The following is a 12,704-nucleotide window of genomic DNA, read 5'->3' as shown; positions in this document are numbered from 1 at the left end:
TACTTATGAGCTTGATAAATAAGTCTTTGCAGCTATTGAGGTAATCTGACTTGATCTAAACGAAAGAATGGAAGCAGGAGGATTTTACTGTATATTTTTCACAACCTATCAATGTAAGCGTTTTATACGGCTAAATGACCATTCTGCTTATAAAATTTAGTTCCTGAAAGCCAAGGAACAAGAAAATTTTTAAAATCTTACTGATTATTCTGTCATTCAACAGTCAATTTGCGTACACTATGTTAGGAACAACATTTGGGAGGGGATTTTTTGCAGCGCATTCGACACGTTCTGGTTGGTATTTTGATCTTAAGTTTAGGAATTTTGATGACTGCTTGTGGCACCAAAAAAACTCAATCTCAGCAGCCAGTCAGTAAGTTAGCTTTAGTCAGATCCGGTCGTGGTGCACGCCCACGATTGTGGTATCACTTGGAATCTTCAAAGAAACAATTAACGGCTTCATCCACGGTCAACAGCATTTTTGTCCTTCGCAATGGCCAAGCAACGACTTATATGCTGCCTACGGGAAAAAATAAGGTCACCCTTAAACGGCTGCAGACCATGTCTACAACAAAACAAATTCAATTCGGCAAGCGAGCTGACAGGCAGGCGTTTCGCGACGGTGTGTCTGGGCAGCAAAAAATCGTTGCCACTAGCATCAAGGGTATTCAGTCCGATTTGAATGCTTTAAAAAAGTCAAAGAGTGATCCGACCCAGATCAAAGCGCTTCAGCAATATCTTAAAATTAATCAGGCGATCCACGATAACCCTAGCAGTTATGCAGCGCCAACACCGTATGCCCTCACGTCCTCGCGACAGGGAAAGGGTGAACAATTTGCCTTGAAGATCTATCCCGTTAAAACCGTCCAATATGGGGATGCTAACGTCATCATGGCAAACGAGATCTCACTGAGTAACTTTACGTTTAATCAACGCATTCAGCCCTTTCAAATCGGTCGCAAAGTTTATGGGGGCTACCGCGTGGATGTGACGGGGATGCATTACTACTTGCTCACAGTAACCAATAAACAAACTAAAATTATTTACGACCAGTCGAAAACTAATGGTGTGACAGGTAATTAAAACTAGCCGTTACTAGAAGAATGAATAGATAAACTAAAGTTCGTTTCACTACCAAAAAGCGGTACCGGCTTAATCCTCCTGATTTGGAAAATTAAGCCGGTATCGCTTTTTAGCTTAAGTTGAATCATGAACCTTTTTTTAAATTAGGCCTTCTCAAAACCTATTCAGTGCCTTCATTTAACACTTGTGCTTGACCATTTTTAATTTTAAGAATCACTGGCCCTTTTTGTGATTTTTTCACCTGTAGGGTATAACTGCCCTTTAAGGATTTATCGATCGACTTTGACATCTTGACGTAATTGGTCTTCATAGAATTGATTGACTTAGCGTTGGTCTTAGGATAATTCCACATAATCGTCACTGACTTGATATAACTGGCCTTAGTTGGTGTGACCGTGTACGTCTTCGTTGCCTGGTCAAAAGTGACCTGACCAACGTTGGTGTTATAGGACTTATTGAGCTGCTTTAAAATACTCTGCTCGTTTTGATGCTGTTGAGCAATTGACGCCGATTCGGAGTTTTTTTGTGCAAAATACTGATTTGAACTAACATTTGTCTTTTGACTGGTAGTCGTTTGACTATTAGGCCTGTTGTTTGACCAACCCTTCTTATAAACGTAGCCAAAGCTAAACAGCAGTCCAATGATACTAATAATAGCTAGGGTGCGAGTCGTCCCGACCAACCCGTTGTAGTGTGCAGCGTACCACCACGAAAGCACACCTAGAATGGTCATAATGCTAAATATAAATACTAAGATGATCCCCATCAGATTATCCCCCCTATGTTTTCCTAAACTCGTTTTTTTAAATCGATTTACATTCCTGATTTACATTATAAGCCCAATTAGGAATCGGAACTAGGGGGGTAAATTGATTGGCAGATAAATCCATATATAACGCACTATTTAACTGGTTAAAATGACTCCAAGAATCGGAGCTTACCATGAATCAAGCCTCTTGACAGCTAAATTACAACTAGTAAAAAACGACGAAGAAACGCTCACTTATCGACTAACCTGGTGTTTCCAATTCCTTTTTAGCCAAGCAAAAATCAGTGGTAAGCCTCAAAATTTCTAAAGCTAGCCACTGATTTTTTATAAATTGATTAACTTAATTTCCCTCCATCAACGACCGCAATTAAATCACACCTTGTGCCATCATGGCATCAGCCACCTTGGTGAAGCCAGCAATGTTAGCCGCTGCAAGGTAGTCAGTGCCAAGATCATATTCCTTGGCGGCTGCTGCTGATTCATCAAAAATGTTCTTCATAATATCTTTGAGCCGATCATCAACTTCTTCAAACGTCCATGATAGCCGCTCACTGTTTTGACTCATTTCAAGTGCCGAAACGGCCACACCACCAGCATTGGCTGCTTTAGCCGGTCCTAACAGCACGTTTTGCTTCTTAAAAACTTCAACGGCTTCAGGTGTACATGGCATATTAGCACCGCAGGCGACAACTTTAGCACCGTTTTGAGCTAACCGGGCCGCTCGACCGCCATCAATTTCATTTTGAGTCGCACATGGCAACGCAATATCATAGTCAACGTCAAAGTCCCAGACTGAGCCTTCGTGGTAGGTAGCGGTCTCAACACGTTGTGCATATTCCTTGATCCGGCCGCGCTCAACTTCTTTGATTTGTTGTACGACCTTAAAGTCAATGCCATTTGGATCATACACGTAACCGTTGGAATCGGAGGCCGTGACAACTTTTGCGCCTAACGCGGTTGCTTTTTGAATGGCATAAATGGCAACGTTACCTGCACCAGAAACCTTGATCGTTTTGCCCTTAAGGTCACTGCCCTGAGCTTCTAGCAACGCTTTGGTATAGTAGAGAAGGCCAAAACCAGTGGCTTCAGTTCGGGCTAAACTACCACCGTAGGATAAACCTTTACCCGTCAAAATACCTGCTTGATAACCGTTTAAACGACGATATTGACCAAATAAATAACCAATTTCACGACCGCCAACACCAATGTCACCAGCAGGAACATCCAGATCTGGTCCAATGTACTTTTGTAACTCCGTCATGAAACTTTGAGCAAAGCGCATGACTTCATTATCCGACTTACCCTTAGGATCAAAGTCAGAACCGCCCTTGCCGCCACCGATTGGCAGCCCTGTCAGACTGTTCTTGAAGGTCTGTTCAAAGCCAAGAAATTTAATGATCGACAGGTTAACACTTGGATGCAGCCGTAAGCCGCCCTTATATGGCCCAATAGCAGCGCTAAATTGAACTCGGAACCCCCGGTTGACCCGGACGTTGCCTTCGTCGTCGACCCACGGTACCCGAAATTGAATGACTCGTTCAGGCTCCGTTAAACGGCCAACGATGTTAGCGTCAATATATTCGGGATGAGCTTCTAAAACTGGTGTCAAAGTCTTAAAGAAGTTATCAATAGCCTCTAAAAATTCCGTTTGGTTAGGATCACGGTGTGCAATCTCAGCACGAACCCGTGCTAAATAGTCAGTTGCTGCTGTCATGAAATCGTCCTCTCTGTTATCATCAATAATCTTCATACAATGAGGTCAGTATAGCAGAACAGTGTTTACTAGTAAACATAAAAATGAGAATTAAATTAAATTTCTTTAATAATTATTCAGACCATAATCTTTTCTTTAACTACTTTTAAGCTCCGGTTAAGTCATCCTCCGTATAGTAAGACACATCAAGTTGCTACAAGCAATGAGTGAAAGGACGATGCTAATGTCAGTTGTCATGTCACAAACCCCAATGCAAAAGCTGATCAAGTCTGAAAAACAGCCACCGATAAAAATTCCGCCAGTGGTCCTTCAAGAAGACCCGAAGCGAAAATTTATCGGTTAACGCTCTAAAACAATATATATATCAACTCCTCCAAACACAAAAACACCGGGTGACTGCGAGCACCCGGTGTTTTTGTATCTCAATTAAGCCTGCCAAATCATCTTAACGACAACTTCATTGGTTTCCTGATTTAATTCGCGTTCACTGATGTCAAAATCATGCTGCTTATAGAAGTGAATTGCATTGGCATTTTTCTCGAAGGCTGAGGCTTTGATCAACCGATAGTCTGACTTCAGAGCAAACATCAGCAGGCTTCCAAGACCATCATTTCGTTGACCAGCTTTAACGAAGATACCAGTTAGTCGCTGACCCTGCATCCCGGCAAAACCGACGATCTCGCCATTATCATCACGAACAACGTAGACTTCAGCGGTTTTCAAAGCCCCTGCAACCTCGTTTTCGTGCTCTTGCCAGTATTCTTCGCTGATGAACGGATGGGCATCCAAGTTACCACTCAGCCAGAGGGTCATCAATGTCTGAAGGTCAGTAGATGAGATATGATCCATTTTTTCAACTTTCACAATGTCTTCCTCTCTTCCAGTGCGTGTCTATTCACCATTTAAGGTACGCTGCCGAACCATAATTAGCAAGCTAAATGTTCACTGCTAAGAGCGATGATACTGAATTTTAACTTTTTTAATTTAATTTTATTTTAATCTTGCACTCATCATGTTTTAATGCTATATTAGATGCAATTCAAACAAAGGGGTAATCCAAATGACAAAGACTAACGTACAATTAAACAGTGTGATTATTCGCGTCGTGATTTTATAAGCAGGCGGGTCACAGTTTAGTGCCCGCAAAATAGAGCGGGCAGCGTTGGTCTATCCAGGAGCTGTTCAAGGTTCCTGGTTTTTTCTTACCCATTTGTAGCGGGAGGTGATATATGTTTGGTAAAGGATTCGATTACATAGTTTTTAGGGGAATGTTTAGAGGGAGCGAATGCCAATGAAAGAAACTACAACCTAGCCATGATTTTATCCGTGGATACCTGAAAACAAGACTCATCAAGCATCAGGTCAAACGGACTCCTTTCATCAATAGCACGATAATGAAGTGCAAATCCGATATTCACACAATTCTGGGACCTCTCACCCCAGATTCAAAACCGGCTTAACAGTCTGCTGTTAAGTCGGTTTTGTGTTATCTTGGAGTTAAACATTTGCCAAGAAAGGCGTGAAACTTGATGATTCAAAAGCAGTATTATGGTTTAGGTACCACTATTACCCTCTCAGTTGAAGAGCCGGCAACGGAGGCCGACCTAGATGCTGGTCACCGGTTAATTCAGCACTACGAGGATATTTTAACTGTCAACCGACCCGTTTCGGAAGTCATGGACGTTAATCACGCAGCCGGCGATCAACCGGTTCACGTGTCTGCGATCACCTATCAATTAATTAAACGGGCAGTAGAGGTCAGTCTTTGGAACTTAGGGTTTAACACGGCAATCGGCCCGTTAGTCAAGCTCTGGAAAATTGGCTTTGACGGGGCTAATTTGCCGGCTGATTCGGATATCAAGGAACGGCTTAAATTGATCGACCCCGCAGACATTAAATTAAATGACGGAGCGCAGACAGTCTTTCTCACTAAACCGGGAATGGAGATCGATCTGGGTGCGATTGCTAAGGGCTATATTGCAGATGCCATCAAGTATCTTTGGGTCTCTATGGGTGTGAAGAGCGGAATCATTGATCTCGGTGGCAACATTTTACTGGTTGGTAAAAGTGCCCGCCCAAATGGTCTCTGGCGAATTGGCGTGCAAAATCCCGTTCAGAAACGAAACGTTGCCCTCGGCGTCATGACCACACCGGCAAAGTCAATTGTGACTTCTGGGATCTACGAACGTTATCTCGTAATCAATGGTCAAAATTACCATCACATGTTCGATTCAAAAACTGGCTATCCGATTCAAAATGATTTGGAGAGTGTCACCATCATTAGCGACTTATCCATCGACGGTGATATTTGGACCACTGAGGCCTTCTATCAAGATATTGATAAGGGTCTGCCACTAATTGAAAATCAGCCAGGCCTAGACGCAATCTTTGTCACCCGTGACTATCGCGTGGCAATTACTTCCGGATTAAAGGATGTCTTCACTTTAACCGACAGTCATTATCAACTGATTTAGTCACAGGTCCCAGGCTTTTTAGGAATTCAATGTTGTTAGGTTAATGGAAATGCAAGCTAAGCGGACAACGTAAATTCAGCACGATTAAAAGACAATTTTAAAAGAAGCTGTGACAAAACTTAGATCCCGGCAGCATAGCGACAAAAAGCAATTTCCCAGTGAGGAAATTGCTTTTTTGTTCCTACGCTCCGAAGCTAAAACGAGTTTTATCACCCGCTTACTTTTGCATTCTATTTAGTTGCGGTTGAATTACAGAAGACCAGATACTCTTCAACAAGGCGTAACCGACAATTGCGCCAACCAGCGCACTCAGAAAAAAGCTCGGCACAAATAGCCAAAGGGCACCCTTCGCTCCCAGTAGCCAAGCTGCCAGCGGATAAGCCGCGAAGGCGCCAATGATACCAGTTCCAATAAGTTCGCCGAAGACGGCTGCCAGCAACTTCTTTGTGTATTTGAAAAACAAGCCACTCAAAAACGCCCCGAACATGCTGCCTGGGAAGGCCAAAATCGTACCCGTCCCCAACAAATTACGAACCAGCGACGTCAAAAAAGCCTGGGTAACTGCCCACCATGGACCTAGAAGTGCACCAGACACGACGTTGATGAGGTGTTGCATCGGGGCGACTTTCGCTACACCCACTGTAAATTCAAACAAACTGCCACCAATTACACCCAACGCGACAAGTACGGAAGTTAACGTTAAATAGTAAACTCGCTTATTCATCTCGATCAAACTCCTTCATGTTATTCAACTCAATCTGTGATCAACGGATATTTCTTGGTGACTAAACCGGTGAGGTAAACCCCTACACCCAGGACTAACAGGAGGAAGAAAGTCGTCCCCAAGAAAAAGTCTAATTTTTGTAACCAAGAATAACCGATAACGCCGATGACCCACCAGATGAAGTTAAGCGGGATCGATAGCCGCTCGTGCATCAGGTAGACGCTCACAAACAGAATGGCAAAAAGTGGCGTGAAAACCGCGCCGATAGCGTACAAGAAATTTTGATAGTAGGCCATCGAAACAAACAATGCAATGAGTAAGCCAAGCACCGTAATACCAACGGCAATCCAGTTCATCGCTTTTGTTTTAACAATGTTAGCAATATTTGTGGCTGCGGAATAAGCATCCATAAAGGTAGTGGTTACGGTGGAGAACACAATGACTAGCAGTGCAATCATGCCCATACTTGAACGGGACAGCACCGTCGTGAAATCAGACTGGCCGGTTAAGATAACGGTGAAGAGCCCCAGTGAAAACATGCAGATACTAGCCAAGAAGTAGCCACTAACACTAGCCATACTAGTTTTGAAGGGATGCTCAGTATGCCGGGTATAATCACCGATCAGTGGCAGCCATGACAACGCCATGGTGACGTTTAGTTCAACTGCGCTGCCGAAACTGATGGGTGCCAGATTTGTACTTGCATTAAGACGACCCTCATGAATAATTGTCCAAAGCATCAGCACCATCCCGAGTGCCAAGAGCACCACGATCGCGTTATTGATCCGAAACAGCCATTCATGATCCATCAACAGCCAAACAATGATCAGCACCGCAACGATCAGTGACATCACCAGCACTGAACGGTAGTGAAAAAGTACTTTAGAGATGCCGTTCATCGCTAGCTGGGCGTTCACGATCATCACAGCGGTCCAGCCGAGAAGCTGAATGGCGTTTAAAAGTGAAAAGAGCTGGACCCCATGTTCGCCAAATACAGTTTTCGTAGACTGAATCGCGGTTCGGTTTTGCTGAGCAGACAGGTAGCCCGCCGGTAGCAAAAAGACGAAACAGCCGATTACGTGACCAATAATAATTGCTAACAGGCCGCTTTGCCAGCCTAATGGTGCGATCAGGGTGCCCGTGACGATCTCAGCAATGGAGATAGCCGCTCCCATCCAGAGCAGAAACAGTCCGCTCGATTTGGTATTTCCCATGAAACAAATTTCCCCTTTCAATTTAAAAAGCCTTCCAGCTACGTTTCGTTTGCGCGCTGAAAGACCATCTGATTAGATGTTGTTTACACTTTCCTTCGCAAGCATTAACTTAACAGGTTCAAAGGGACTAGATAATTCTTTCTCAGCCGTTTGGCGCCCCTAGTGTAGTTTTATTGACTGCTATTATTTTAACATATCTGACAGTAGTAGATACGTCTAGGATTAAAGTACTTTTGGGAAATGCCTATCTGCTGGTCCCATTTCAATCATTTTGATAGACAAATTTACTTTGTTTAAGCGACCCATTATTCTTTACTTCGTTTCCAAAAGGTGGTTTAATGTAAATAGTAACTTTTACTATTTACAAGATATGTGAGTCAAATCGTTAGTATTTCCCAGGCAATACTGGTAAAGTTAACTCATTGTTGTGACGAACAGAATAATACTAGCCTGAGGCTTGCAATTACTTATTGGACTGAATACCATCACTAAGTTATTGGAGGAAAACATGGCAAAGAAATCAAAAATCGTTAAGTTTAACAAACAGCGCGCACTGGTCGAAAAGTACGCTTCGATTCGTCGCGAGCTGAAAGCAAAGGGTGATTACGAAGCTTTAGCACGACTACCCAAGGACTCGAATCCTATCCGGTTGCACAATCGTGACCGTCTCGACGGGCGTCCTCGTGGCTATATGCGTAAATTTGAAATGTCTCGTTTAAATTTCCGTAAGTATGCCCACCTAGGACAGATTCCTGGTGTCCGTAAAGCTTCTTGGTAGCATGGAGGTCAACGCATGGAAAAAACAGATTTAGCCAGTGCATATCGCCGACTGAAAAGTCCGAGCCTGAAAACTCGTAAGCGAGCGATGAAGGTTATTCGCGATGCTAAACGGACTAATAATAAGACTAAGTAGCAAAAATAAAGCGTGTGACAAAATTCGGTTAGATTCCAGAGTAGCATTAAATAGCGTCGCGGATTCCTGCTTGGAAACCGCGACGCTATTTACTTACATGGCCGAAACCTGTGCTTTAACGGAAGTTTGACTTGATAACAGTCTAAAACTGAACGAACCTTTAACTACCTTTGCATTAGGCAGCCAGTTTACGACTAGCCAACTCAACTTTTATCTCGACCCTGAATTATTTATCGATTTATTCATTTAAAATCGGACTAGCCTCAATGCCCTGCTTATTTTCCGACTCACCCTCAAACGGAATGTTAGCTTGCATGCCTTCCAGGAAGGTCATTAAAATTGGTGTTAGGCCTAAATCGTCCAATTCGGCCCGGTTAATACTGTAATGAATCGTATCTTCCAGTCCAGCTTCGACCTTTTCGACCCAGTTAGGCTCGCAGAGATATTCTCGCCCGATAGCAGCAAACTCAATTCCGGCATCCATTACCTTTTCGGCCTCTGCAGGGGTTTTAATCGAACCAACTGAGATCAAAGGCTTTCGACCATTCACCTGTTTCTTGATTCGTAAAATAGTTGGCGTCTGCTCACTAGGATCATTTAATGAGGTCCGCCAAGCGTTACCCATTGAAATATGCAGGTAGTCGATCGGTTGATCAGCCAGCGTATCGATAAAGTGCAGCGTATCGGCTAGTCGAATACCTGGTGTTTCAACCTCTTCTGGTGAGATACGATACCCCAGAATAAACGGTGATTTAGCATAGTCGTCAACTGCTTTTCTAGCGGCTTTAATAATTTCAAGTGCAAACGTCATCCGTTTATCAACCGTTCCGCCCCACTTGTCAGTCCGCTGATTGGAGTTCGGTGAGAAGAACTGCTGGATCAGATACGTGTTGGCACCATGGATTTCCACACCGTCAAAGCCAGCTTCGATAGCTCGCCGCGTTGCATCGCCAAAAGACTGAATAATGGTTTCAATCTCAGATTCAGTTAACTCACGAGGCGTCTCCATTCCTTCACGCGGTGCTGCAACAGCACTTGCACTGACCGGCTGCGTGCCGCGCAGCACGGAACTTGATGACATTCGGCCGGCATGGAAAATTTGTAAAATAGCTTTAGAACCATGACCCTTCATCGCATGGGCTAACTTAGACAAACCTGGAATAAAGCGGTCATCAGCAACTGATAGTTCGCCTTCAAACCCCTTACCATCAGGTGTCACGTTGGCGACTGGACTAATGAACATCCCTACGCCACCTGCTCGAAGACTAACATAATGAAGTTCATCACGGGAAACGGTCCCGTCTGCCATTGCGGATTCTTCCGTCATTGGCGGAATCACGATACGGTTCTTAACCGTGGCACCATTAGCAAAGGTATAAGGTTCTAGAAATTTATAATTAGTCAAGATTACAGCCCCTTTGAATAAAATTGTGAAATAAATTACAAGATTATTATAGAACCACTTACTTAAAATAACCAGTTTAAAAAATAAGACGTTAACAAATTCAGTTCCCTTGCTTGGAAACGCGTTTGTTAACGTCTTATTTAGCTAAATTATGATTTCTAGTTCGAACTAGAAAGGATCTTCAAAACATTGAGTGGATTCTTAGAAAACACAGCACCAAGGCCCTTTCACATTCTGGACGGCATCCGCCCTCTAAATGTAAATTCTAAAAACCGCAACAAATGTCGATCAAGCTTCCTGTGAAACTTTGGCCTTATCAGCATCATACATATACTGACGAGTCATTGGTAGTCCATTGCCGCTTGGTTGCTTCTCAAGCAGATACTGCATCACGTCAATGTTACCGCCTTCGAATGAACCGGCACAGGCTTGGAGATACATTCCCCACATGCGGGCAAATTCCTTACCATACTTGGCTTCAACTTTATCCTCAACCTTTTGATAGTTGGCGTACCACATCTCAAGCGTCTTTTGGTAGTGACGGCGCAGTGGTTCAAGGTCCGCAAACTGCAACTTAGCATCCATAATATGCTGCAGGTTTTCAGAAACGTTAGGAATGTAGCCGCCTGGGAAAACGTATTTGATGATAAACGGATCAACTCCGGCACCGACGTGTTGACCAGTGATACCGTGGATCAATGCGCGACCATCCGGCTTCATAAAGTCGGCAACCTTTTGGAAATACAGGCCAAGGTTTTCTTTTCCAACGTGCTCAAACATCCCAACTGAAGTCACATAATCAAATTGATCATTGACTTCACGGTAGTCTTCCAGCAAAACATCAACTTTACCTTCAAGGTGACGCTCCTGGATCTGTTGCTTTGTGTAGTCGTATTGTTCTTGACTCAAAGTAATGCCAGTAGCTTTCAGACCATATTCTTCAGCAGCAACGAACAGCAACGTGCCCCAGCCACTCCCAATATCTAATAAACTCTTACCTGCTTCGGGATGGAGTTTATTCAAAATATGGTGAATCTTGTTCATTTGTGCTTGTTCAAGCGTGTCGTCATCATTTTCAAAGTAGGCACACGAATACGTCATCGTTTTATCAAGCCACATTTCATAAAAATCATTACCAATATCGTAGTGACTTTGAACATCTTTTTCACTGTTCTTTTCAGAATGAGACATCTTTGGTAAATGTTTCAAAAATGGGTTATTCGTTAAAAAGCTACCTGCTGAGCGGTATGCAGAAGCAACAAGTTCTTCAATACTGCCATCGATCTCAATGGCACCACGCATGTAATCCTCTGCCAATACCAACGTTGGCTTATCAGTAAAACTCTTGATAGGAATTTGTTCATTAAACCGGACCTTAACAACCGGTTCGCCGTCACCATACTTCTCTTCCTTGCCATCCCAATAAGTCACGGACACAGGAATGTCAAATGCGCGGCTCAGTAATTGTCGATAAACGGTCTTTTCTAACACTTGATTGCCTTCTCTCTAAAAATTGGTACAAATAATTTAATTAACATTGTTAACTTAATTGACAATGAAAAACTACTATTTGTTTACATTACAAGTCTAACGTTGGTTTGTCAACGGATAGGACCACCACCCAGTGTTACCATCATAGCCTTTTAACCGTTGTCGGTGACCGTCAATAAGCGGGTGCAGGCCACTTGAAAGCGGCTTTGCACCCGCAAATTTTCTCATTATTTTCTTACTTATCTCGGAAGTGCTTTGCCAGTGCAACAGTCAGTAGCATCACAGCAAAAACAAAAATCACACCAGCATCAACGCGCACATCGCCAATTGAGAATAATTGACCGCCAAATGCATAAATAATGGAGACAGGAATGCTGCCAACCACAACTGGTATCAGCATTTGACGTAGGGAATATTTAAAGCGCGTTGCAGTCAGATTAACCAGCAACGAGGGCACCATTGGAATGGCGTAACTGGCCGTTATCCCAATCAAGGGTTGTCTCATCTTCGCTACTTCATCCATCAAGGGGGCGTGCCGATTTTGGATTCGTCTCGCCAGCCCGGTGTATTTAATACCAGCCAGTACCAGCAAGTTGCCAATGCTGATACCGATTGAGTTGATCAAGGCACCCTGTAATCCGCCGTAACCTAATCCAACGGCGATGCAAACTACGGACACTGGGAGAAATGGAATCGCGGTTAGAAAAACGATCAAGATTTCAATCACAACTAAAATTAGCGGATTACGCCGGTATTGCTCAATGTTTCGTAACAGTTCGTGTCGGTAATTAGCAACCGTGAGAAACCGGTTTAAGTTGGGGTGGCTATGCAGATAAAGCACATAACAAGCCACTAACATGAGCAGTATTGCAAGAATGATCAAAATCCCCCGTGTCATTTTTTTCATAGCCTACCCC

12 protein-coding genes and 1 riboswitch are annotated in these 12,704 nt (G+C 43.5%); of the genes, 4 read left to right on the top strand and 8 right to left on the bottom strand.

Translation table 11 applies throughout. The features are described from left to right. Nucleotides 1–270 precede the first annotated feature (270 nt). Nucleotides 271–1,083, top strand: coding sequence for a hypothetical protein (locus tag GM612_RS02690; protein WP_155430838.1), 813 nt, complete (start codon nt 271–273; stop codon nt 1,081–1,083). Between the two features lie 160 nt (nt 1,084–1,243). On the opposite strand, the gene GM612_RS02685 is transcribed toward GM612_RS02690, so the two are convergent. From GM612_RS02685 to GM612_RS02675, 3 genes are all read right to left on the bottom strand, one after another. Continuing rightward, complete coding sequence (locus GM612_RS02685) at nt 1,244–1,849, bottom strand: hypothetical protein (RefSeq protein WP_155430837.1); 606 nt, start codon at nt 1,847–1,849, stop codon at nt 1,244–1,246. Between the two features lie 370 nt (nt 1,850–2,219). After that, nucleotides 2,220–3,566 (bottom strand): NADP-specific glutamate dehydrogenase, encoded by a 1,347-nt coding sequence (gdhA, locus tag GM612_RS02680; RefSeq protein ID WP_155430836.1) that lies wholly within the window; start codon nt 3,564–3,566, stop codon nt 2,220–2,222. Nucleotides 3,567–3,992: 426 nt separating this feature from the next. Beyond that, nucleotides 3,993–4,430 carry a GNAT family N-acetyltransferase gene (locus tag GM612_RS02675; protein ID WP_155430835.1) on the bottom strand — a complete coding sequence of 146 codons (438 nt, stop codon included), beginning with the start codon at nt 4,428–4,430 and terminating at the stop codon, nt 3,993–3,995. 665 nt (nt 4,431–5,095) lie between these two features. Between GM612_RS02675 and GM612_RS02670 the strand changes: the two genes are divergently transcribed. Next, nucleotides 5,096–6,040, top strand: coding sequence for an FAD:protein FMN transferase (locus tag GM612_RS02670; protein ID WP_155430834.1), 945 nt, complete (start codon nt 5,096–5,098; stop codon nt 6,038–6,040). A gap of 217 nt (nt 6,041–6,257) precedes the next feature. Here the strand turns inward: GM612_RS02670 and thiW are convergent, their stop codons facing one another. Both thiW and cytX read right to left on the bottom strand, forming a co-directional pair. Beyond that, nucleotides 6,258–6,764: an energy coupling factor transporter S component ThiW gene (gene thiW, locus GM612_RS02665; protein ID WP_155430833.1), complete on the bottom strand. Its 507-nt coding sequence runs from the start codon at nt 6,762–6,764 to the stop codon at nt 6,258–6,260. A gap of 29 nt (nt 6,765–6,793) precedes the next feature. Further along, nucleotides 6,794–7,978, bottom strand: a complete 1,185-nt coding sequence (cytX, locus tag GM612_RS02660) for a putative hydroxymethylpyrimidine transporter CytX (protein ID WP_155430832.1) — start codon at nt 7,976–7,978, stop codon at nt 6,794–6,796. 73 nt (nt 7,979–8,051) lie between these two features. Then, nucleotides 8,052–8,149, bottom strand: a riboswitch (TPP riboswitch). A 337-nt stretch (nt 8,150–8,486) separates the two neighbouring features. Between cytX and rpsN the strand changes: the two genes are divergently transcribed. Next, the gene (gene rpsN / locus GM612_RS02655; RefSeq protein ID WP_155430831.1) at nt 8,487–8,756 is read left to right on the top strand and encodes a 30S ribosomal protein S14; all 270 of its coding nucleotides are present in this window, start codon (nt 8,487–8,489) and stop codon (nt 8,754–8,756) included. Nucleotides 8,757–8,771: 15 nt separating this feature from the next. Then, nucleotides 8,772–8,891 (top strand): putative metal homeostasis protein, encoded by a 120-nt coding sequence (locus tag GM612_RS02650; protein WP_155430830.1) that lies wholly within the window; start codon nt 8,772–8,774, stop codon nt 8,889–8,891. A 238-nt stretch (nt 8,892–9,129) separates the two neighbouring features. Here the strand turns inward: GM612_RS02650 and GM612_RS02645 are convergent, their stop codons facing one another. The 3 genes from GM612_RS02645 to GM612_RS02635 form a co-directional block, all read right to left on the bottom strand. Beyond that, the gene (locus tag GM612_RS02645) at nt 9,130–10,296 is read right to left on the bottom strand and encodes an NADH-dependent flavin oxidoreductase (protein ID WP_155430829.1); all 1,167 of its coding nucleotides are present in this window, start codon (nt 10,294–10,296) and stop codon (nt 9,130–9,132) included. Between the two features lie 288 nt (nt 10,297–10,584). After that, nucleotides 10,585–11,787: a class I SAM-dependent methyltransferase gene (locus GM612_RS02640; protein WP_343031766.1), complete on the bottom strand. Its 1,203-nt coding sequence runs from the start codon at nt 11,785–11,787 to the stop codon at nt 10,585–10,587. A gap of 235 nt (nt 11,788–12,022) precedes the next feature. Continuing rightward, a complete protein-coding gene (locus GM612_RS02635; RefSeq protein ID WP_155430828.1) occupies nt 12,023–12,694 on the bottom strand; it encodes a TVP38/TMEM64 family protein in 672 nt (223 codons plus the stop codon). Nucleotides 12,695–12,704: the final 10 nt, after the last annotated feature.

It is taken from the genome of Secundilactobacillus folii, assembly GCF_009720675.1.
Lineage (GTDB): Bacteria > Bacillota > Bacilli > Lactobacillales > Lactobacillaceae > Secundilactobacillus > Secundilactobacillus folii.
Note: the sequence above shows the minus strand (reverse complement) of the source record. Positions and strands in the feature narration are given on the sequence as shown.

What these genes read in the sequence shown, in the direction of transcription:
- GM612_RS02685 (WP_155430837.1), bottom strand. Translation starts at nt 1,849, where the DNA reads ATGGGGATCATCTTAGTATTTATATTTAGCATTATGACCATTCTAGGT.
- gdhA (WP_155430836.1), bottom strand. Translation starts at nt 3,566, where the DNA reads ATGACAGCAGCAACTGACTATTTAGCACGGGTTCGTGCTGAGATTGCA.
- GM612_RS02670 (WP_155430834.1), top strand. Translation starts at nt 5,096, where the DNA reads ATGATTCAAAAGCAGTATTATGGTTTAGGTACCACTATTACCCTCTCA.
- thiW (WP_155430833.1), bottom strand. Translation starts at nt 6,764, where the DNA reads ATGAATAAGCGAGTTTACTATTTAACGTTAACTTCCGTACTTGTCGCG.
- cytX (WP_155430832.1), bottom strand. Translation starts at nt 7,978, where the DNA reads ATGGGAAATACCAAATCGAGCGGACTGTTTCTGCTCTGGATGGGAGCG.
- rpsN (WP_155430831.1), top strand. Translation starts at nt 8,487, where the DNA reads ATGGCAAAGAAATCAAAAATCGTTAAGTTTAACAAACAGCGCGCACTG.
- GM612_RS02650 (WP_155430830.1), top strand. Translation starts at nt 8,772, where the DNA reads ATGGAAAAAACAGATTTAGCCAGTGCATATCGCCGACTGAAAAGTCCG.
- GM612_RS02635 (WP_155430828.1), bottom strand. Translation starts at nt 12,694, where the DNA reads ATGAAAAAAATGACACGGGGGATTTTGATCATTCTTGCAATACTGCTC.